20 protein-coding genes are annotated in these 22,497 nt (G+C 32.3%); 18 read left to right on the forward strand and 2 right to left on the reverse strand.

All coding sequences use genetic code 11. The annotated features are described in order from the left end of the window. Positions 1 to 256: 256 nt before the first annotated feature. The 11 genes from mobT (at position 257) to IGL36_RS03695 (ending at position 12,466) form a co-directional block, all read left to right on the forward strand. Positions 257 to 1,438, forward strand: coding sequence for a MobT family relaxase (mobT, locus tag IGL36_RS03645; RefSeq protein WP_129238625.1), 1,182 nt, complete (start codon positions 257 to 259; stop codon positions 1,436 to 1,438). Positions 1,439 to 1,721: 283 nt separating this feature from the next. Next, positions 1,722 to 1,943, forward strand: a complete 222-nt coding sequence (locus IGL36_RS03650) for a hypothetical protein (protein ID WP_129238626.1) — start codon at positions 1,722 to 1,724, stop codon at positions 1,941 to 1,943. A gap of 55 nt (positions 1,944 to 1,998) precedes the next feature. Continuing rightward, on the forward strand, positions 1,999 to 2,754 hold the full coding sequence (locus IGL36_RS03655; RefSeq protein WP_236550187.1) for an abortive infection family protein: 756 nt from the start codon (positions 1,999 to 2,001) through the stop codon (positions 2,752 to 2,754). A gap of 43 nt (positions 2,755 to 2,797) precedes the next feature. After that, entirely contained in the window at positions 2,798 to 3,295 is a 498-nt protein-coding gene (locus IGL36_RS03660) for an antirestriction protein ArdA (RefSeq protein WP_129238628.1), read from the forward strand. Between the two features lie 53 nt (positions 3,296 to 3,348). Further along, positions 3,349 to 4,371 (forward strand): hypothetical protein, encoded by a 1,023-nt coding sequence (locus IGL36_RS03665; protein WP_129238655.1) that lies wholly within the window; start codon positions 3,349 to 3,351, stop codon positions 4,369 to 4,371. 70 nt (positions 4,372 to 4,441) lie between these two features. Then, a complete protein-coding gene (locus IGL36_RS03670) occupies positions 4,442 to 4,837 on the forward strand; it encodes a conjugal transfer protein (RefSeq protein ID WP_129238629.1) in 396 nt (131 codons plus the stop codon). Then, positions 4,821 to 7,274 carry an ATP-binding protein gene (locus IGL36_RS03675; protein ID WP_129238630.1) on the forward strand — a complete coding sequence of 818 codons (2,454 nt, stop codon included), beginning with the start codon at positions 4,821 to 4,823 and terminating at the stop codon, positions 7,272 to 7,274. The genes IGL36_RS03670 and IGL36_RS03675 overlap by 17 nt, the downstream gene beginning before the upstream one ends. 56 nt (positions 7,275 to 7,330) lie before the next feature. After that, positions 7,331 to 9,424, forward strand: a complete 2,094-nt coding sequence (locus IGL36_RS03680) for a CD3337/EF1877 family mobilome membrane protein (RefSeq protein ID WP_164973227.1) — start codon at positions 7,331 to 7,333, stop codon at positions 9,422 to 9,424. Between the two features lie 5 nt (positions 9,425 to 9,429). Continuing rightward, positions 9,430 to 10,434: a lysozyme family protein gene (locus tag IGL36_RS03685; RefSeq protein ID WP_277750872.1), complete on the forward strand. Its 1,005-nt coding sequence runs from the start codon at positions 9,430 to 9,432 to the stop codon at positions 10,432 to 10,434. A gap of 16 nt (positions 10,435 to 10,450) precedes the next feature. Further along, positions 10,451 to 11,353, forward strand: coding sequence for a conjugal transfer protein (locus IGL36_RS03690; protein WP_129238632.1), 903 nt, complete (start codon positions 10,451 to 10,453; stop codon positions 11,351 to 11,353). Between the two features lie 699 nt (positions 11,354 to 12,052). Beyond that, positions 12,053 to 12,466 (forward strand): hypothetical protein, encoded by a 414-nt coding sequence (locus IGL36_RS03695; protein WP_129238633.1) that lies wholly within the window; start codon positions 12,053 to 12,055, stop codon positions 12,464 to 12,466. 263 nt (positions 12,467 to 12,729) lie between these two features. Here IGL36_RS03695 and IGL36_RS03700 read toward each other — a convergent pair whose 3' ends face one another. Beyond that, positions 12,730 to 14,010, reverse strand: coding sequence for a helix-turn-helix domain-containing protein (locus IGL36_RS03700; RefSeq protein WP_430608844.1), 1,281 nt, complete (start codon positions 14,008 to 14,010; stop codon positions 12,730 to 12,732). 293 nt (positions 14,011 to 14,303) lie between these two features. Continuing rightward, on the reverse strand, positions 14,304 to 14,954 hold the full coding sequence (locus IGL36_RS03705; RefSeq protein ID WP_129238635.1) for a recombinase family protein: 651 nt from the start codon (positions 14,952 to 14,954) through the stop codon (positions 14,304 to 14,306). A gap of 173 nt (positions 14,955 to 15,127) precedes the next feature. On the opposite strand from IGL36_RS03705, the gene IGL36_RS03710 reads away from it, so the two are divergent. The 7 genes from IGL36_RS03710 (at position 15,128) to IGL36_RS03740 (ending at position 22,493) form a co-directional block, all read left to right on the forward strand. Continuing rightward, entirely contained in the window at positions 15,128 to 17,353 is a 2,226-nt protein-coding gene (locus IGL36_RS03710) for a MucBP domain-containing protein (RefSeq protein ID WP_129238636.1), read from the forward strand. Between the two features lie 88 nt (positions 17,354 to 17,441). Next, positions 17,442 to 18,020 carry a WxL domain-containing protein gene (locus IGL36_RS03715; protein WP_129238637.1) on the forward strand — a complete coding sequence of 193 codons (579 nt, stop codon included), beginning with the start codon at positions 17,442 to 17,444 and terminating at the stop codon, positions 18,018 to 18,020. Positions 18,021 to 18,103: 83 nt separating this feature from the next. Continuing rightward, positions 18,104 to 19,174, forward strand: coding sequence for a DUF916 and DUF3324 domain-containing protein (locus IGL36_RS03720; protein WP_129321613.1), 1,071 nt, complete (start codon positions 18,104 to 18,106; stop codon positions 19,172 to 19,174). 7 nt (positions 19,175 to 19,181) lie between these two features. Next, a complete protein-coding gene (locus IGL36_RS03725) occupies positions 19,182 to 20,993 on the forward strand; it encodes a MucBP domain-containing protein (protein ID WP_129238639.1) in 1,812 nt (603 codons plus the stop codon). A 60-nt stretch (positions 20,994 to 21,053) separates the two neighbouring features. Then, a complete protein-coding gene (locus tag IGL36_RS03730) occupies positions 21,054 to 21,449 on the forward strand; it encodes an LPXTG cell wall anchor domain-containing protein (protein WP_289861558.1) in 396 nt (131 codons plus the stop codon). A gap of 28 nt (positions 21,450 to 21,477) precedes the next feature. Continuing rightward, positions 21,478 to 21,726 (forward strand): hypothetical protein, encoded by a 249-nt coding sequence (locus tag IGL36_RS03735; RefSeq protein WP_129238641.1) that lies wholly within the window; start codon positions 21,478 to 21,480, stop codon positions 21,724 to 21,726. Positions 21,727 to 22,043: 317 nt separating this feature from the next. After that, positions 22,044 to 22,493, forward strand: coding sequence for a hypothetical protein (locus tag IGL36_RS03740; RefSeq protein WP_129238642.1), 450 nt, complete (start codon positions 22,044 to 22,046; stop codon positions 22,491 to 22,493). Positions 22,494 to 22,497 lie beyond the last annotated feature (4 nt).

The raw sequence follows: 22,497 nt of genomic DNA on the forward strand, positions 1-22,497 counted from the left end.
ATGTTTACCAATTGTAGGCAATCTTTGCGTAGGGTTTCGCTTTTAGCGAATACCCGACGTAAAGATGTTGCCTCCTCAATAGTGGGCGGTAGCCCACTATTGATAAGCCCCCTCTATCTAACAGGGGGGCAGAAAAACAATAAAATACAGAAATCTATCGTTACTTGTACTTTAGTTAATAGGTCTGGAAGGATAGATAGCCGAGGTAAACAAATAATTAAAAGTTTACCTCGGCTTTTTTTGTTGGAGGAATGTGATGGAAAAAGAGTTGTGGCATAAAGAGTTACGTCAAAGACGTTTAGATTATGGTGTTACGCAAAATAAGTTAGCAGTTGCTGCAGGGATTAGTCGGGTACATTTGAACAGAATAGAAACAGGAAAAGCGATTCCTAAAAAGTCTCTCAAAAATCTGCTGGATAAGGTTTTAGAACAATATAATCCTGAAGTGCCTCTAGAATTACTATTTGACTATGTAAGAATACGATTTCCTACTAATAAGCCTACAGATGTAATCGAAGGTATTTTACATTTAAATATGGATTATTTATTACATGAAGATTTTGCGTACTATTCTTACACAGAACATTATAAATTTGGAGATATTATGATTATGACTTCACATGAGGTAGAAAAAGGAGTCTTGCTTGAGCTAAAAGGAAAAGGTTGTCGTCAGTTTGAAACTTTTTTACTGGCTCAACATCGAAGCTGGTTTGATTTTTTTACTGATTGTATTCATGCTAAAGGAATTTTTAAACGGATTGATTTAGCTATCAATGATAAAGTTGGACTTTTAAATATTCCTCAGTTAGCTCAAAAATGCAAAGAAGAAGAATGTATTTCTGTTTTTCGTAGTTTTAAAAACTATCGAAGTGGAGAACTGGTTCATAAAGACGAAAAATTAGATATGGGTAATACACTGTACATTGGCTCTTTAAAAAGCGAAATCTATTTTTGTATCTATGAAAAAGATTATGAGCAGTACGTAAAACAAGGAATATCATTAGAAGAAACTTTAGTAAAAAATAGATTTGAAATTCGGCTTAAAAATGAGCGCGCTGCGTTAGCAATTAAAGAGTTGTTAAAATATAGAAATCCTGAAAAAACTGCTTTCGGGATTATCAATCGTTATATTCGGTTTGTAGATAAAGAAATCGATAAACGTCGAAGTAAGTGGAAAATCAATCAACAGTGGGCAATATTTATCGGTGAGCATAGAGAAGCTATTCGGTTAACAACAGAGCCAGAACCTTATACATTTGAGCGAACATTAAACTGGCTACGGCATCAAGTGGCTCCTACACTGAAAGTTACGACAATTCTTGATAACATACTTTCTACTGAACTACTTGACGAAATGATCCGTGAAGCTGAGTTAACAGAAAGACATGAAAAATTAATTGAACAACTAAGTCTAACTATAGATGAGGTGATTTTATAAGTCTACTTACAGAACATCTAAAAAAGTTAGGCTTTTTTTGTGCTATTGAACAAGAATTATACATCAAAGATACTGGAAAATATACTAGTTTAATTATTGAAGGAATGAAAGAAAAACATAAATCTATGTATCTTTATGTTTTTTACAAACAAACATTTTATCCACACCATCCTAACACTGTTACGGTTTATGGAGCAGGATTAACTGCTTTTTATTTAATACAGCGGGTAACTAAATATTTAACAAATAGAAAGAATTATTTGGAAGAGAGGAATATCATCGAATGAATTTTGGACAAAATTTATATACTTGGTTTTTACAGAACGCTCAATCTTTAGTGTTACTGGCAATTGTAGTGATTGGTTTATACCTAGGATTTAAGCGAGAATTTTCTAAGCTGATTGGCTTTTTGATTGTTGCATTAATTGCAGTCGGTTTGGTTTTTAATGCTGCTGGAGTCAAAGATGTGCTATTAAGCTTGTTTAATCGAATTATTGGTGCCTAAATAGATACTCTATGTGCTAAACTATTTCTAGAATATAGAAATAGGAGGAGATTTGGTGTTTGATAATAACCAGTTTAAAGCTATGCTCATAAAGATGTTGGAAAAGGAGTATAATAAAAATTCTTTTAGTATAATGAATGATGAATTACCAGATTTAATTTCAGTTTTATCTGTTTCACAAATAGAATTGGATGAAACTCCAGAATGGGCATACATGGGATGGAATACACGAGCCACATATCTAAGGATATCCGTACCATTTGATAAAATGGATTTTGTTGATAATTTTACAGAACGGGTAACGGAGCTTGCTAGGAATCTCTATGGAAAACAAGGTGAGCAACGATTGGTTGCTACGATTCTCCAATCTCTTCCAGAATGTTTCGAAGTAATAGAATTACGACAAATGAGCGTTACAGACAACATTGCTAAGGCGATTGAGGATGCAGAATTTTTTATGGTGAACGGTAAATATGACTCTGCATTCGATAGAGCTCATACAGCGTTTCAGGGGTATTTGAAAGAAATACTGAAATTGAATGGAAAAACTGTTAATGATAACGATAATTTATCAAAATTATACAATCAACTACAACCAATAATAGAGGACCGAATACAACCACAAGAGTTATCTAACATTATCAAGGCAACAATTCGTTCTGCAAACGGCATGGTTAATAGTTTAAACGAAGCAAGAAACCGTCATTCTCTAGCGCATCCGAATAAAGATATTATTGGGAAAAATGAATCAAAGTTAATCATAAGCATTATCAGTGACATTACAGAGTATTTAAATGAATATTTGAATTAAACAGTGAGGAACTCCTTGCTGTTTTTTTGGAGGTGATTAAATAATGGAAATGCAAGTATACATTGCCAATCTTGGAAAATGTAATGAAGGAGAGTTAGTTGGTGCATGGTTTCAGCCACCTATTGATGAGGAAGAGGTAGCTGAGCGAATTGGTTTAAATGATGAGTACGAAGAGTTTGCGATTCATGATTATGAATTACCATTTGATATTGATGAATATGAATCAATAGATCGAATTAATGAATTATGCGAAGCTATTAAGGAATTAGAGGGCTCTCCTATTTATGAAGAATTAAAAGAAATACAGAGTATGTGGTTTAGTAGTATTGAAGAACTTTTAGAGCATGTGGAAGATATTATTTGTTATTCAGATTGCGATTCGATGAAAGATATTGCAAATGAGGCTTTAGAAAGTGGCTGTTTAGGAGAAATATCTGAAAAGGTGAAGATGTATATTGATTATTCTGCATTAGGAAGGGATATGGAGATTGAAGGGAATTACTTGATTACTTCTCATGGGATTTTTGAGTATATTACGTAATTTTAAAAACTCTGTTAGAATAGTTGTAAATGATGCAAGAGGGAAGTGTTAACTTGGTTATAATAGACTTTTGTGGAAAGATTCCTAGAACTTTGGTTTCTAATAAATTAAAAATGTATATAGCAAATATTCCAGAAGATTGGAAGGAAGAAATTGCTGGAGAGATATTAAAAGAAATTAGACAACAAAAGTTCGATATATTAGAAAGTATAGTTAATGGTACTCAATCTTATGAAATGGAATACTCATTGTCTCACTTACAAAATATTATAAGGTTTAATATCAATGCTGACATTTCGCATGAGATAAATTCAATTGAGAAATGTGTCCAGTATCTTGTAGATAACATGATTTGTCTGTATTTTGATTATGAAGACGAAGATATGCCGTTTTTTGATTGGGAGACAAATTGTTTTGAAACAAGATGTTGTGAAGAAGACTATGCTGAAAAAATTATTAACTTTATTAATTTTATTCATCGAGATTTACCAGATGAAATTCATGTAAACATCATTTACTCAAGTAATGATGTTCCTTTTCAAAAAACAAGAATACTATTTAATTTAGGATTTAAAATGTTTTCTGGAAGAAACTACAGCAAAAACATCAATGACTCCATCAATAAAATACTAGATACAGGTAAAAAAATAGATAGTTTCTTAAAATCAGAAACGGAATACTATAAATTAGATTATCTGATAAATGGTATTTATAAAGACAATAGTTACAACCAAAACCACTACTTGAAATCGTTTTCGTTGTTAGAGTTAGTACTATTGAAACCTTATCAACAAACTAATGAAGTTGATAAATTATTAATCCCGTACCTTAGCGATAGATATGGTGAGGACTCAATTGCTGTGGTGAAGCTATTAAGACAGATGAGAAATAAAATTGGACATGGTGATTTTAAAGGGTTTAACTCTAAAGCAGAATTTTTTGCACAACAATTTATGATAAACTTTCATTTTGATTATGCAGAATATAGTAGATTAAATTGGATATTATTACACACATGTTGTTTGTTAGATGATTTGCTTAGAGCAATACTTTTTGATCAATTAACAAATACCTGATTTTTTTGTTAAAGAGTAATTCTACATATGTGGATTGCTCTTTTTTTATTTTCTGAAAGGTTGTGAAACGATGAAAAAAATAAAAAGTTACACTAGTATCTGGTCAGTAGAAAAAGTAATCTATGCGATTAATGATATGCAGTTGCCTTTTCCAGTCACATCTACACAAATGACATGGTTTGTTCTATCATTACTTCTCATTATTATTTTTGGAAATGTACCCCCGCTCTCGTTTATTCAAGGAGCGCTACTGAAATATATTGGATTACCAGTAGGAATTACATGGTTTATGAGTCAAAAAACATTTGATGGGAAAAAGCCTTATGGATTTTTGAAATCAATGATTACGTATGTTTTCCGACATAAACAGACATATGCTGGGAAAGATGTACGTTATTTAAGAATTAAATACAACGAACGAATTACAATTGTTAGGAGTGAGGCTATTTATGGCATATCCAATTAAGTACATTGAAAACAATTTGGTTTTTAATCACGAAGGTGAATGTTTTGCATATTATGAATTGATTCCTTATAACTATAGTTTTCTAAGTCCTGATGAAAAATATCAAGTTCATGATAATTTTCGGCAATTGATTGCTCAAAACCGAGACGGGAAAATCCATGCATTACAACTTGCGACAGAGTCGAGCATTCGTACTTCCCAAGAACGCTCAAAACAAGAGGTTACTGGACGATTGAAAGACATAGCGTACAAAAAAATAGACGAACAAACCGAAGCGCTAGTAGACATGATTGGTGACAATCAAGTAGACTATCGCTTTTTTATTGGCTTTAAGCTATTAGTGAACGAAGAAGAGCTTACGGTTAAAAATATGGCTGAAGAAATAAAAAAAGCTTTTCAGGAATTTTTCTATGGAGTGAACCATAAGCTAATGGGAGATTTTGTAGCGATGCCAAAAGCTGAGCTTGAACGATTTTCTAAAATGGAACAGTTACTGGAAAGTAAACTGTCTCGGCGATTTAAAGCACGTCCGTTAGATAAAAATGATTTTGGCTATATTATTGAGCATCTTTATGGGCAAACAGGAACGTCTTTTGAAGCGTATGAATTTCATTTACCAAAACGATACAACGAAAAAGAAGTGTTATTAAAGAAATATGATTTGCTAAAACCAACTCGTTGTCTAATTGAAGAAAATCAGCGTTACTTAAAGATTATTCATGAAGAGCAGGAACTTTATGTAGCATATTTTACTATCAACTCTATTGTAGGCGAATTGGATTTTCCTAGCAGTGAAATTTTCTACTACCAGCAACAACAGTTTACTTTTCCGATTGATACAAGTATGAATGTTGAAATTGTGACGAATAAAAAAGCACTAACGACTGTTCGAAACAAGAAAAAAGAGTTGAAAGATTTAGATAATCATGCTTTCGAAAGCAACAATGAAACAAGTTCAAATGTGGAAGAAGCTCTAGATTCTGTGAATGAACTTGAAACAACGTTAGATCAGACAAAAGAGTCAATGTACAAATTGAGCTATGTTGTACGTGTATCTGCTAAAAATTTAGATGAATTAAAACAGCGTTGCGATGAAGTGAAGGATTTCTACGATGATTTATCCATTAAATTAGTTCGTCCATTTGGAGATATGCTTGGTTTACACAATGAATTTCTCCCTTCCAGCAAACGCTATATCAACGATTACATTCAATATGTGACCTCAGATTTTTTGGCTGGACTTGGTTTTGGAGCGACACAAATGCTTGGCGAACATGAAGGGATTTATGTTGGATACAATTTAGACACAGGTAGAAATATTTATCTTAAGCCTAGTTTAGCAAGTCAAGGCGTAAAAGGTTCCATTACCAATGCTTTAGCCAGTGCGTTTATTGGTTCATTAGGTGGTGGAAAATCGTTTAGTAATAATATGTTGGTGTATTATGCTGTTTTATTTGGTGGACAAGCTGTGATTGTAGACCCAAAAGCTGAACGTGGAGATTGGAAAGAAACATTACCTGAAATTGCTCATGAAATTAATATAGTCAACTTGACGAGTGAAAAGGAAAATCGAGGATTACTTGATCCTTATGTGATTTTAACTCGACCGAAAGATAGTGAAAGTTTAGCAATAGATATTTTGACATTTTTAACCGGAATATCTTCTCGAGACGGAGAGAAATTTCCTGTATTACGAAAAGCAATTCGTCAAGTAACTCAAAGTAAGCAGCGGGGGTTATTACGAGTTATTGATGAATTACGATATGAGAATTCTGTTATCAGTCATCATATTGCTGACCACATTGAAAGTTTTACAGACTATGATTTTGCCCACCTTCTGTTTAGTGATGGTTCGATTCAACAATCTATAAGTTTAGAAAAACAGTTAAATATTATTCAAGTAGCAGATTTAGTTTTACCAGATGCAGATACTGGATTTGAAGAATATACCACATTAGAATTATTGAGTGTGGCAATGTTAATCGTTATTAGCACTTTTGCATTAGACTTTATTCATTCGGATCGCTCTATTTTTAAAATTGTTGATTTGGATGAAGCATGGAGCTTTTTACAAGTTGCACAAGGAAAAACACTATCAATGAAACTTGTCCGAGCAGGTCGAGCAATGAATGCTGGTGTTTATTTTGTAACTCAAAACGCTGATGATTTATTGGATGAAAAAATGAAAAATAATATTGGATTGAAATTTGCTTTTCGTTCAACTGATTTGGTAGAGATTAAGAAGACTTTAACGTTTTTCGGTGTAGACAGTGAGGATGAAGCGAATCAAAAACGATTAAGAGATTTAGAGAATGGACAATGTTTGATTTCTGATTTATATGGTCGGGTAGGGGTGATGCAATTCCATCCCATTTTTAAAGAGCTATTGCAGGCTTTTGATACTCGTCCACCACTACGAAAAGAGGTGGTAGAATGAACGGAAAAAAGTGGCAACGAAGGTACACAAACTTTTGCGAAAAAATAAAAAAATGGATGATTACTCATAAGAAATTACTACGTATGGCTAAATATTTAGTTGTTACGATAGGATTTCTTTTTTTCTTATTACTTTCTGTTGGAACCATTGCTCAAGCAACTGGTCTTGTAGATGATACTATCAATGCAAATAATCGTTATTCCCAATACCCATTAGATAATTTTCAATTGGATTTTTATGTAGATAGTAGTTGGGATTGGCTGCCGTGGAACTGGGGAGATGGTATTGGAAAACAAGTCATGTATGGATTATACGCTATTACCAATTTTATTTGGACAATCTCACTTTATTTATCCAATGCAACAGGATACTTAATACAAGAAGCCTACAAGTTAGATTTTATTACTGATACTGCAGAAGCGATTGGGAAAAACATGCAAACAATTTCTGGAGTAAGTGCGAATGGTTTTTCAAATTCGGGATTTTATGTGGGTTTCTTACTTCTTTTAGTTTTAATAATAGGGATTTACGTGGCTTATACAGGTTTAATCAAACGAGAAACAAGTAAAGCCACACGTTCAGTAATAAATTTTATCGTTGTTTTTATTTTATCAGCTTCATTCATTGCATATGCACCTGATTACATTAAAAAAATTAACGATTTTTCTAAAGATGTCAGTACTGCTAGCTTGGATATTGGAACAAAGATGATTTTGCCTCATTCTGAAAGTAAAGGAAAAGACAGTGTAGATTTGATTCGAGATGCCTTATTCTCCATTCAAGTCGAACAACCTTGGTTACTTTTGCAATATGGTGATTCGGATAAAGAATCCCTTGGTGAAGAACGTGTAGAAGAATTAATTTCAGCAAGTCCGAATTTGAATGATGGTAAAGATCGAGAAGAGATTATTAAAACGGAAATTGAGGAAAAAGACAATAGTAACTTGACGATTACAAAAACAATTAATCGTTTGGGAACTGTTTTTTTCCTCTTTTTCTTTAATATTGGTATCTCTGCTTTTGTTTTTTTACTCACTGCAACCATGATTTTTTCTCAAGTGTTGTTTATTCTTTATGCTATGTTTTTACCTGTTAGCTTTTTGATGAGTATGGTTCCTACTTTTGAAGGAACATCCAAAAGAGCAATTACAAAGCTATTTAATACAATCATGGCACGTGCAGGAATTACGCTAATTATTACTGTTGCGTTCAGCATCTCTACCATGTTGTATACTCTATCAACAAATTCTCCATTCTTTTTAATTGCGTTTTTACAAATGGTAACTTTTGGTGGTATTTATTTCAAACTAGGGGATTTGATGAGTCTTTTTGCTTTGCAAGGAGGAGATTTACAAAGTATGGGACGACAAATGATGCGTAGACCAAGACAGATGATGAGTCGTCAAACTAGACAGTTACAAAGAAAAATAACTCGTTCAATGGGCGGAGATAAAAAGAAGTATCTTCAGCCAAAAACGAATAAAAATGTCAGAGCATCTACGGATACCCACACTCGACCAAATCAAAAAAATGTTATTTCTAAAAACAACCATCAGGAACAAGCAACTCCTATTAGAACAACGGCAGGAAAAAGATTAGGTAAACAGGTAGGAATTGTTTTAGATAGTAAAAATCGAGTGATAGATAATGTAAAACGTCCAATGGAGAAAGCAAGAGAACTTCCAACGAATACAAAGTATGCTGCGTATAAAGGAAAGCAAAAGATGGTTCGGAACTTGACTGACTTCCAACAGACAGTGGGGAATACACAACAAATAAGGCAACAAGAACGATTAAATCAACGAAAACAGCGGCAAGCAACTATTGCACAACGGAGATTGGAAATGGAAAGAGCAAAACAACTTCGTCAAAATCCACAACAGTCCCTTAAAGAAAAATTACAGGAGAAGAACTCTATTTCACAACAGCCCAAGAAACTAGCAAAAGCTACACATGAACGAATCAATATACCTCCTCGTAGAGCACCGAAACGTACGCAAGAGGAGTTTAGAAAAGCTGTAAAGCGTCCAACTGTAAAGAAAAGAGAAATAACTAAAAATCATCAACGGAAACAAGTAATAGCTATGAATAATTCAAACAAGGTACCTAAAGGAATTTCTACCAAACAAAAGAAAGGACGTCGTAAATGATGAAAATGCTAAAGGCTAAATTTACGATAGGATTTTCAGGGCTGTTTTTCTTTTTGTTTGGGTTGTTGTTTTTTGTAGCTATTTTACTTTCAGATGAAAGCTTAGAAGAAAATGTGACAAATAATAATGGTGGTAGCAATGTTTCTGTCGAAGTACTTAAGCATAAGCCAATGGTCGAGAAATATTGTAAAGAATTTGGTATTGAAGAGTATGTCAACTATATCTTAGCGATTATTCAAGTGGAATCAGGAGGAACTGTAGAAGATGTGATGCAGAGTTCTGAATCGCTAGGATTACCACCAAATAGTCTATCCACAGAAGAATCCATTAAGCAAGGCTGCAAATATTTTTCAGAATTAGTGAAAAGTATGGAAGCAAACGGTTGTGATATTGATACAGTGATTCAATCGTATAATTATGGCGGCGGATTTATTTCTTATGTAAGTATTCGTGGGAAAAAATATTCTTATGAGCTGGCAGAAAGTTTTTCAAAAGAGAAATCTGGTGGAGTAAAAGTCGCTTATCCCAATCCAATTGCCATTCCAGTTAATGGCGGCTGGCGGTATAACTATGGGAATCAGTTCTATGTAAAATTAGTTTCTCAGTTTTTAGGTGGGAGTATCCATTTTGATGATGAGATTGTTCAGAAAATTATGGATGAAGCATTGAAATATCAAGGATTTCCTTACGTATTTGGAGGGTCAACCCCGGAAACATCATTTGATTGTTCGGGCTTGACTCAATGGTGTTACGGAAAAGCAGGAATTGTGTTATCTCGTGTTGCACAAGCACAGTATGATGAAACGAAACACTTTCCTCTTTCAGAAGGAAAAGCAGGAGATTTGGTCTTTTTTCATTCTACGTATGATGCAGGAACATATGTGACGCATGTTGGCATTTATCTTGGGAATAATCAAATGTACCATGCTGGAGATCCAATTGGATATGCAGATTTAACCGATTCTTACTGGCAAAGCCATCTAATCGGTGTAGGAAGAGTTTATACTTAAAGAAAGAAGGATAACTATGAAATTTGAAATAAAAAGAGCAACTAAAATTAACAAGGAACAGAAAGCCAAAACAATTCATGTAGGCTTAAAACGAAAATCAACTGTCTTCCTTTGGGGATTATTATTGGCTAGCCTTAGTTTTGGCGTGTATAAGAATTTTACTGCAATTGATACGCATACGATAAAAGAGAAAGAAGTCATTCAACTAACCTTAGTTGATACAACTAAAATTCAAAGTTTTGTGGAGAATTTTGTTAAAACTTATTATTCTTGGCAACAGATACCCGAAGTATTGGAACAGCGAAACAAAGAGCTTGAAAAATATTTAACGCCAGCGTTACAAGAACTTAATCAAGAAATGATTCGAGTGGACATACCAACTACTGCAACAGTTAGAGATGTTCAGTTTTGGGAGATTGAACAAGTAAGTAAAGAAACCTATACTGTACTTTTTTCTGTAGAACAAGGGATAACTGAAAATAAAAAAACAACGAATCTTACCTCTGCATATAAATTAACTATTCATGTGGAGACAAATGGTGATATGGTGATTACACAAAATCCAACACTTACTTCTAAAACAGAAAAGTCAAAGTATGAACCAAAACAGCTAGAGAATGATGGGACAATTGATAGTAAAACAAATGAAGAAATCACAACATTTTTAGAAACATTTTTCCGATTGTATCCTAAAGCTAGCCAAAAAGAGTTAGACTATTATGTTAGTAACAAATCCTTAAAATCAATTGAAAAAGAGTTAGTATTTTCAGAATTAATTCAACCGATATACCAAAAAGAAGATAAAAAAGTCAGAGTAGCAGTTTCTGTCAAATATTTGGATAAGGAGACCAAGGCGATACAAATTTCACAGTTTCAATTGTTGCTTGAAAAGCAGGGAAATTGGATTATTGTTCAATAAGAAAATGTAGATTGTCAAGAAAAGAAACAATCTTTGTTTTTAACTCAATCGACTAATAATCATTAAAAGGAGCACTGTATTAATATCCATGGAAAAATATTCTGTATTTAATTTTTCCTATAAATAACTTCTAGAGTTCCTTTTTTTGGCGCAAAGAAGTTTGGTGTATGTATTTACTTTGCAATTGAAAAAGGCAATTTGATTGATTATTTTCAAACACAAGCAGACAGTAATGGGAAATTCACACTAACTAAATGATCAAACTATAATCCTAAAACAGGTGAAACACTTTATCTTCAAGTGAAATCTAACTATAAAACCAGTAATATCGTAAAAGTTGTTTTAAAATAACTGATAAAGAAGTGAACTAGTAAAAACAGTCAAACAGAAAATAAATAGCTTCTCGCAAAAATGTAAACAATATTTTCGTGAAAAGCTATTTTTTTGTAGCAAAACATTAATTCCACGTAGTTATTTTTTGTGAAAATTTAGTAAACAAGGATTTTTGAGGGGAAATAATGTCAAATGTTTAGAAAGTCAGTCAATCATCCCATGTTATTGTTTTAAAGCTATATTCTTATGAAGAGGGGAGCATACAAATTAAAAAAAGGGAAGATATGCATCCTAAAATTTAGTACAAATAAAAGAAAAATAAGAGTATGCTCTGTTACATAGAAAATAAAGATTGGAGTTGTCTGAATGAGAGTATTAAAAAAAATGATAGATTGCAGTATTTATCATATTTTTGATAAGGAAAATAATGTTCTTCATCGAATTGTTACAGATGCTGATAAAAGTCAAGAGGAAATTCAAAAATTAGTGGCTCTTAAACAAGAAGAATCCTTAGAATATTTTTTGCACGGACATATTTCTAGTGAATTAATTAATGGTGAAGAAAAAATAGAGTTTTTGATAATGGATAGATTTTCAATGTATGCAGTTGGCTTTACTTCAGAAAAAAATTTATCTTTTCGTAGATTAATTGTGGTAAAAGAAGATGCAAACGTTGTAAAAGAAGCCGAAAGTATTTATCCTGGATTGAAAGACATTACAAAAATAGAGTGCTATGATTATTTCTTTGAAAATTTGGCATTAAAATTATTTTATAGCTAAAAAAGTTCGATTTAATAACTACATCTTCAGTTATTAGATCGAACTTTTTTGTTTTTATTAATTTTGTATTTGTGATGGAAAATTAGTTTGTACCCAGTTGAGCAAAAGAGAAAACTCATTTATTTTAATTGGTTTCTTCATTACAAAAGTCGGAATATCTTGCGTTCTATTTTTAGATAATTCGATTGTTTGTATTGCAAAGTCAGGATTAGAGAGGGAGTTTTTAACATATTTTACGTTGAAAAATACATTTAAAAATTGCTCTATTTTTTTATTAGTAATTGATGTGTTATGAAGTCGAAATCACTTTCTAATGTAAAATATATACATTTTTCTACGTCAATATAATTGTGTACATAACAGTATGCTTCTGTTAAATGAGCGACTAGATAATTTTTATTGAACGGAAATGTGATATCTCCAACAATTTGATTTATATAAGTATCCATCTTATCCATTAATTTTGGAACATGTTGGCGGAGAACATTTCCAGAATAGGTACCCAGTGAATTGAAACTAAAATTTGGAAAAAGAAATGAAGATATAAGTGCAGCCATGATAGTTGCTTCACTTATATGTTTCTCTTCTATAGAAAGAAGTGTCCAGTCTATACTTGTATTAAATAGTTTAATCGCTTTCGTATACATTTTAGAAATAGGAGATGTACTACTTTTTAAATATGCTTGCAATTTTGAAAACATGTCAGAATATAAATAAAATTGTGGATATCCCAGCAATTGAATAGTTAAATATCGTAGTTCATTTTCAAGTAACGGACGAGGCAATCCAAGCTCATGTTCTATTAAATTATATATAGAAGAATCAATGATTGGAAGATCAGGCATAAGGAAGTATCCAAAGTCAGATTCTATAGGAAAATGTGAACGTGATCTACTAATATTTATAGCAATGATGTACATCAAAGATCGTACAGAAATATTTGTGGCTGGAATATTTAGTTTAGATAAAATATTTATTGCAGATTCTTTTATTTTGACTTCGTCTAGTTGTGGGAAGGGCCATTCAATTCCCTTGAAAAATTTCCAAAATAGAATGTAGGCAAAGTATCTGATTTGACTTTCTTCTCCTGAAACTTTTATAAGTCCTTTTGAAATATAAATGTGTATATTTTGTTTTTCAGCAAGCATATTGAGCTTTTTTATTTTTAAGCGAACACTGGAATCGGTAGTGAAATTATTTCGACAGAAAGAAACAAGGGAAGGCTCGTTTTTAAAAAAAAGAACTTCCAATATTTCAAAGGTCAATGAAGATTTGAGTATTTGTTTACAAATATAATTATACTCAAAAGGAGTTCCAGAAAAATAGGCGCCTTGTCTGTTTTGAATTTTGAGGATATCATCATTTAATTTTTTTGATTGAGATATGATAGCTTGAATATTGTTTAAGTATTGAGTTACGGATTTTCTATTAATTTTTAAATTCATTGCTAAATCTTCAATTAAAACAAATTCTTGTTTTTCATACAGATATTTCAGTAAATGTATTGAATAAATATGTTTTTTTTCAAAAAGTGTGTTTTCCATCAAAATTATCGTCCCCAATTGTATATATTAGATAACTATAAATAAGTTGGGATATTTTGATTTAAGATAGATAAGGGGTACAGACTTCTTCAAACGGACGTTTGAAGAAGGTTGGGATTACATAATAAAAAAACAGCTATTAGGCAAAATTTCGCATCTAATCTAGCTGAATTAATGGTTTATTTAATTTGAATAAGGTACTTCTTCAAACGCGTCCGTTTGGCACAGAGTGAAGAAATTATCTACACAATTATATCATAAGAACTTGTTTAGATAAAAAAGTGTACGATTAGTTAATCGTTCATAAATATTTTTTGTTTTCTGGATACCCCATTAATCCTAGCAACTTTATAGATGGAACTTTCGCTTAAGTTTAATTGCTGTGAAATTTCTTTAACTGTCAGATTACTTGATGTATACAATGACAATATATTTTCAACTTGCTTTGTAGTTAATGGTTTATTCCCCAGTATAACTCCGTTTTCTTTGGCTTTTTTTAGTCCTGCAGCAGTACGCATTTTAATATTATCTAGTTCTATTTCTGCTACAAAACCCAATACAGTACATAACAATTTACCGACTAAGGAACTCGTTTCAATATTTTCTTGTAAGCTAACTAGCTTAATATTATTTTCAGTTAAATCTTCCACAATATGATTTAAAGTAGTCATTTTTCTTGTCAACCTATCTAGCTTGTAAATGATGAAAATTACTTGTTTTCCTTTATTTGCTAGTTTTTTTGCTAATGCAAGAGCATTATTTAATTCAGGCCGTGAATCTTTCCCTCCGCTATCTTTTTCCGTAAATATAATGTCACATGTCTTGAGTGAATCAATTTGAACTTGTAAACCTAGTTTTTGACGATCGTCACTAGAGCTAACTCTAGCATACCCTACATTTATTGTTTCTAAATTTTTCCAATTTTTGTTATAAACGATTCTCATAATTATAACGTCCTTTCTTTTATTGATAATAAAAAAATAACGAATAAAAGAATGTTTCGCAAGAAAAAGGAAACTTTAGGGTCGTTTTTTTATCACCTTTATTCTTGTGAAATGAGTAAACTATATTTTGTCGTTACGGATAAATACAATTATAGATAAATTAGGAGGAGAAAATGAGAAGCAAATTAAAAGCAATTAGTTTTGTAGGTATGTTGGCATCTGCAACAATATGTGTCCCACTAATATCACGAGCTGTTGAGACAGAGAGTACTTCTGAGACACAAACAGTTACAGAAACTTCCTCTAATACTAATCAAGAAAATTTATTAGATTCATCTATAAATGATACAGCAGAGATCTCATCAACAAGTGGTGAATCTACAACAGAAGAATTTGTTGAAAATACTGATAGTACGACAAAGAATAGTAAAGAAACTGCTAGTACAGAAACTACTAACGAGAAAGAAACTCGTATATCTGGAGTGTGGGGGACTTGTCCATATGAACTAGAGCCAAACACGAATATCCTTCATATAGGAGCCGGTGAGGCCCCAGAAGGTGATAGAAAAGGTAAACATACCTTTCCATATAGCAACTATACAAGCAATACTTCACCGCTGACAATCATATTCGAAGGAGAAGTGGTGTTACAACCTTATTCAGGCTTTTTCTTTGCATCGGTTTCAGGAGGAGATAAAGCAAAGGAACCCAACGAAATAAAATCAATTCAAGGCTTGGAAAAATTAAATACTAGTCAAGTTACAGATATGTCGAACATGTTTAAGAGTTACAATGTAAAAACTATTGATATTTCTGGCTGGGATACTCATAACGTTGAAAATACGGCGGATATGTTTAGTCAAAACTTTACCGTAGAATCGATTTATATGCGAAATCTAGATTTATCTAATTTAAAGAATGCAGCACGTATGTTTGTGGATCCTACAGGAGTTGGACAATTTGGAACTTATGGAACTCTGAAAACTGTAGATTTCACTGGCTCTAAGATGACAAGTTTAGAGCAAACCGATAGTATGTTTGCGGGATGTGCTAAGCTTGAAAATATAGAAAATTCTAGTGCCTTGGGTTCTACAAATTTAAAAAGTGCTAGTAATATGTTTAAAAATACTAGTATGTATGTCAGTAAAAAGACTGATTTTTTTGTTAATGATGGATTAGAATTCTTGGATTTAAGTAATATTAAAGGCATGCCGGATAATGTTAAAGGCATGTTTAAGAATGCAAAAATAAATAACTTAGACATTTCGGGATTGGATTTAACAAATGCTAATAAAAGTGAAATGCTTTTTACTTACTATAGTGTAGCGTCGGGTCAAAAGGGTCAGCCGGCACTAAGAGGCTTGACACTTGGAGCTAAAACCATTATTTCAGAGAGTGATCTTATTATGCTAAGTACTAATCCCAATTATACCTCAAATTGGATATATGTTGATGATGACGAGGTGAGGTTTAGTTCAAGCAAACAATTTATGGCTGAGTATGACGGATCAAAGCCAGGTACGTATGTACAAGAATTAATTAACCAACAAAAATTAACAGTGGAGTATAAAGATACTAAAGGAAAAGAAATACATCCGCCTAAAAAAGATATAGGTACAAGTGGTCTAGAATATGATGTCACTACAAGCAGGTTTCTCTTAGAAATCCCTGGGTATACATTAGACGAAGATCGATTCCCCGATAATGCTACAGGAGTGTTTACGATAGCTGGTGTCACTGTTACTTACATTTATAAAGATGATTCTGCACCCGAAGAAGGCACAGTTACTGTAAGTTATAAAGATGAAGACGGAGAGAAAATTGCAGAAGACACTATACTCAGTGGTGCGATAGGAGAGCCTTATCAAACAAGCCCACAAGAAATAGAAGGCTATACTTTTTCAAAAGTAGAAGGTGAAGAAACAGGAACATATACAGAAGAAAATCAAACAATCACTTATACTTATGCTGGAACAGTGTTATTTAAAGAGGTACCGGCAGTTATTAGTTTTGGCGAACATTCGTTGTCAAAAAATGATGAAAATTATGCAGTAGCAAGCCATGCGGGAAATTTAGAAGTCCAAAGTTTAAAAAAATTAGGTTCTACTTATGAGATTGCTGTTCAACTGAAACAACCATTTGTTGGTGAAAGACAAGGTGGTTCGTTAGCAGATGCATTAAATTATATAGATTCAACAGGATTGACTCAAACAATTAGCGATAAGGAATCAACGGTTATTTATTCTGATAAAACAGAAGACCACGAAATCAAAAGTATCTCTGATACTTGGGGAGATGAATCTGGATTTCAATTGCACGTAAAATCAGGAACTGCATTAGTAGATGCTTACACAGCAGTTCTTGAATGGACAATTTCTGATAGCGTTGCAAATGATTAATAGAGAAGTCTGTATTAAATAAGGGTTATTGCTAAATATTTAGCTTAATCATAAATAATTAATTAGGAAAAGAAGGGAAAAAAAAGAAATGAAAAAAACATTATTAACAACAGCAGCAGTATTAGGAACTTTAGCAATTGGGGCGGGAGTATCAGCAGCAGAAATTGATACTAATACAACAGACGGTACAGTAGGCTTCACTACTCCAGCAGATGGAGCTTTAACTTTAACAGAAGTAGCAGACTTGGATTTTGGAAATAATCCAATTTCAGCTGATGATGAAGAATATGGAAATAAAACAGCAGCTAAAACATCCGTTCAAGATATCCGTGGAACATTAGCTGGATGGACAGTACAAGTGGCACAAGAAGCACAATTTAAAAATGGAGATTCCGAATTAGAAAATGCTCAAATTACATTTGTAACACCTACATTAGATGCAGATTCACAAGGAACAGCTACAGTCAGTGAAAATGTTGCATTGAAACCAACTGGAGAAACAGCTACTATTTTGACAGCCGCAAATGGTGAAGGTGCTGGTAAAACAGTCGAATTGTTTGATACCGATAGTGTAACTTTAAGTGTTCCAGGAGATACGTCAAAAGTTATTGGTAGCTATTCAACAACTTTAACTTGGTCATTAAATGACACAGTGGATAATGCTTAATTAAAAATAGTAGAATTTGCCAATGAGATGAATGTTAGCAAAGATCTTATTGGCAAATTTTTACTTTTTGGAAAGGTTCAATTATGAAAAATATAGTTAAAATTTTATTTAGTTTGGTAGCGCTAGTTTTTATTATAGTTATGGGTGAGCAAGATACATTTGCATCAGGAGTGGATTATAGTATTCAAGTTAATCCTTCAGCACATCAGAAAAATAAAGATGTTTCATACTTTGATTTACAGTTGGAACCTAACAGTGAAGATAACTTAATGGTTACAGTGAAAAACATCAGTAATCATGAGATAACAATAGATACGTATGTAGATAAGACAACAACTAACTCAAATGGAGTAGTAGAATACAAGAATAGTAAAAATTTCAAAAATATTAATTTGGTGAATGATATTACTCAAATAATTAAGCCAGATGTTACAAAAGTTGAGTTGAATCCTGGGGAAGAAAAACAGGTTAAATTTAAAGTGACAATGCCAGAAAAGGCTTTTTCTGGTGTAGTAGCAGGTGGGTTAAACTTCGTACAGCAACCTATGGAGGAAAAAAGTACATCAAAAAGTAGTATGGCAGTGAAAAATCAATATGCCTATACGATTGCTGTTGTTTTAAATGGTGATAAAGAAATAACTAAAAATGATGTATCTTTGGGAGAAATTAGTGCAGATCAAATTAATGGTAGAAATTCTATCAAAATACCTATTGAAAACGCAAGTCCTGGTTTTTTAAATAAAGTTATTGTTGATGCCAAAGTATTTTCTAAGGGGAGTAAAAAGGTAGTTTATTCGGATAAAAAAGAAAACGGACAAATAGCACCGAATTCTGTATATAATTATGAATTAAGTACAAAAGATAAGGAATTTGCACCTGGTGAATACACAGCACAAGTGACAATTGTTTCAAAAGAACAGAAATGGTCATTTAATAAAGCATTTAAGATTGATAAAAAAGAGAGTAAATCATTAAATAAAAAGGCAGTAGCACCTAAAAAGAGTATGAAAAATATTTATATAATTATTGCAGTAATTTTGCTCATGGTTATTCTAGTTCTTGTAGGGTTTTATATGAACAATAATGCAAAGAAAAACGAGAAAATTAGGCAATTGAATAGAAAGTTAGAACGTAATAAGACGGAAGAGGAGTAGAAGTAATTTGAAAGATAAAGTTTTAAAATATTTGATAACATTGATAGCAATTATGGGTGTTTTAACCAATGTTAAGCAGGTCTATGCACTGGATGACACTATCGAAGATCATTACTGGGAAAATTCAGAAAGCAATGGATCGGGAGAAAGCCGTTATTTACGGGCGATGCCTTGGGTGAGTGATGGGAGTGGTGCTTTTTATGGAGGAAACCACAATACAACAGAAGATGATTTTTTTATAGCACCATACTATGAAGATCAGAAATGGGCTCAGCAAGGAAGGTTGTGGATAGATGCTAGAAGTGGTTTACAGAAATTAGGTTTAGCTACAAACCGTATAGGTACATTTGAAAGTTTGGATGTCACGCTTGAGCTAGATGAACTGTTGGAGTTTAAGGGGACAGGAGATAAAGGTTTGGCTACTTATCCTCCAAAAGCTGGGAGTGGTCAGAACTATGTAACTGCTGATCCAAGTAGTTTTCCTGATTATGAATATGATGAAAGTTCTCATTCAGTTCATGTACATTATGATTTAAGCACGCTACCAAATTATTTGAATCGGAACACTGAGAAGGGCGATTTAGGCTTACGCTTTGAATTTGCATTAAAACCAGGTGTAATTGGAGAAAAAAAACTAATTCCGTTTAGACAAAAATCAGTGTTGAAAACAAGTAAGGGCGAGTATGTCTCTGGTGTTTCTGGAGCTTTTAAAAGAGCATACTCTGCTGAAGGGGAAAAAACTGTTAAAAACCTCACACGTGGAAATGAGTCTAATTTGAATTATATCGGGGATTCTTTAGAGTATTCTATTACTTACAAAAATGTAAAAGAATCAGGTAGACTAACGGAAGTTATTTTGGAGGATAATATGCCTAAAGGCTTCTCTTATAATAAAGAAAGCTTACAAGTTTTTGAAGTGGATGCAGAAGGAAATGAAAGTGAAATTACCAATACTGTACAGATAATCGAAAATACAGATCAGAAGATACAGATTTCTTTTGGTGAATTTGAAAATCAAATGGGAATGAAAGTAAAATATAATGGCACAATAAATGATCAAGTAGAGAATCATAAGATATTAAATATAGCATCCATTACAGCGAACGATAGTACTACTCATAATGAAGTGGACATGGAATGCGAATCAGAAATAGAAGTTGAAGATCCCAATGAAGAACCAGCATCTGTTATAGTTAAGTACGTGGATACTGATGGTGATGAGATTCATGAAAGCCAAGTTCTTAATGGAAAAGTAAATGAAGAATACGATGTAACAACGCCTGAGTATAAACTTAAGATTGATAACTATACATTAGATGAAACACAACTTCCAGAAAATGCTAAAGGGGTGTTTAACAAGGAAGAGCAAACCGTAACCTATGTATATAATGGAGAACTATTATTTATTGAAGCACCATCTGAAGTAAATTTTGGGAGTCATCAATTATCAAATACAAATGAAACTTATGGACTAGCTTCATTTACAGGAGCTTTAAAAATTCAAGACTTAAGAACATTAGGATCCTCTTGGAGTATATCTGCTCAACTTACTTCACCATTTACTGGGAAAAATAGTAATCACAAGCTAGGTGGAGAATTAAGTTATATATTAGAAGATGGTAATAAACAAGTTATTAGTGAAACAGAATCTAGAATAGTATGTAGCGGGACGAGTACAACACATGATGTTAAAAATATTTCTCAAGGGTGGGAAGATTCGTCTGGATTAAATTTGAAAGTTTTTACTGGAGAAGCTTTAGCTGATACGTACCAAGCGGTTTTAGAATGGACGTTGTCTGATTCTGTAGTAAATGAATAGGCTAGATACTACGTGAGTATCGCAGAAAAAATATTATAAAAGTAATAAGGAGAGAGAACATTGAAAAAAAAGAATATTTTAATGGTAGTAGTGCTTGTATTATTTAGTCTAGGGTTTACTGCACAGTCGGTAGCAGCGCAAACAGGAAACAGTTCAAAATCTGAAGGTAACGTAGGTTTTTATGAGGTTCAAACAAGTGATACTAACGAGGACAGTAGTGTTGATAGCTCAACAGACAGTAGTGTTGATGGAAGTAAAAATTCAAGTAGCAGTGAAGATATAATTAAAGGAAGTACGCATGGAGGAAGTGGTGAATCACATAGTGGATTAAAAAAATTTCTTCCAAATACAGGAACTTCTGTAACTTATATCTATACAATTATAGGAGTTGTTTTTATATGTTTAATTGTGATCATTCTAATGAACAGAGTTAAAAGACGTAACGAAGACGAGTAGTGCATCTCAGAAAAAGGAGTATTTGTAGATGTGTGTAAATCAAGAAGAAATTGAAAAGGTATTAATGGACAAGCAAAGTCAGCTAACTTTTGAAGAGTTGCTGGAAGAACTTGGACTGTCTAAAGAAAATAAGAATAAACTAATTGTTCTAAGCTTACTGAGAACTAATAATAAGGTTGAAGTAACATATACAAAAAGAAATAAAAAGGTTATTACATTATTCAAAATAAAGAAGGCAGATTCAAATATAACACCGGAAGAAGGAGCCATATTATAAAGAGATTGTTATTCTAAAAAAATAGTAAATTATTGGTATTGAAAATTTTTTGTTTTCAATTATTTACAAATTTTAAGAGGGCGTATTTATGGTACGTCCTTTTTCCATACAGTAAAAATAATAATTTACATTTAACTGTTTAAATTAATATTTAATAAAAATATTTTCTCCTCTTATAGAATGTAAACAAAACATTTTAATACTAACTTGAAGTGATGATTCTATAGATTATCACTTTCTTTTTTTTTAAAGGTTTCATTTTTACTTTTTTGAGGTTATTTATCTATGAAGAAAATAAAAATATAGGAGGGGTGAACATGGATGAGGAAAAGAAAATAATTTATGCTTTAATGAGAGAAATAGTTGAAGAGCGCAGGGAATTGAGTAAGCAATATTATGATCTAAAAGTTAAACTAGATACATTGTCTATGACTTCAAAAATTAATAAGTTTAAAGAACACGAAAGTACAAAAAATGAATTTTTAGATAAACAAGAAAATAAATTCAAGAAAAAAATAAGCTATTCGAAGAAAAGAAAATATTATCCCTTTGAACGAATTGCTGGGTATGTTGTTGAAATTTTAAAAAGCTCCGAATATCCAATTAGGAGCAAAGAATTATTTGATCAATTGATAAACGAGTATGATGTGCATATTTTATATAACAATTTTTCTAACAATATTTTACCCAGAATAATGGATTCAAATAATTTTTCAGTTGAAAAAGTTGGCAGAGGTTATTGGCAATACAAATCAAAAAGGAAGTAACTGA

It is taken from the genome of Enterococcus sp. AZ011 (assembly GCF_050548355.1).
GTDB lineage: Bacteria > Bacillota > Bacilli > Lactobacillales > Enterococcaceae > Enterococcus > Enterococcus faecalis.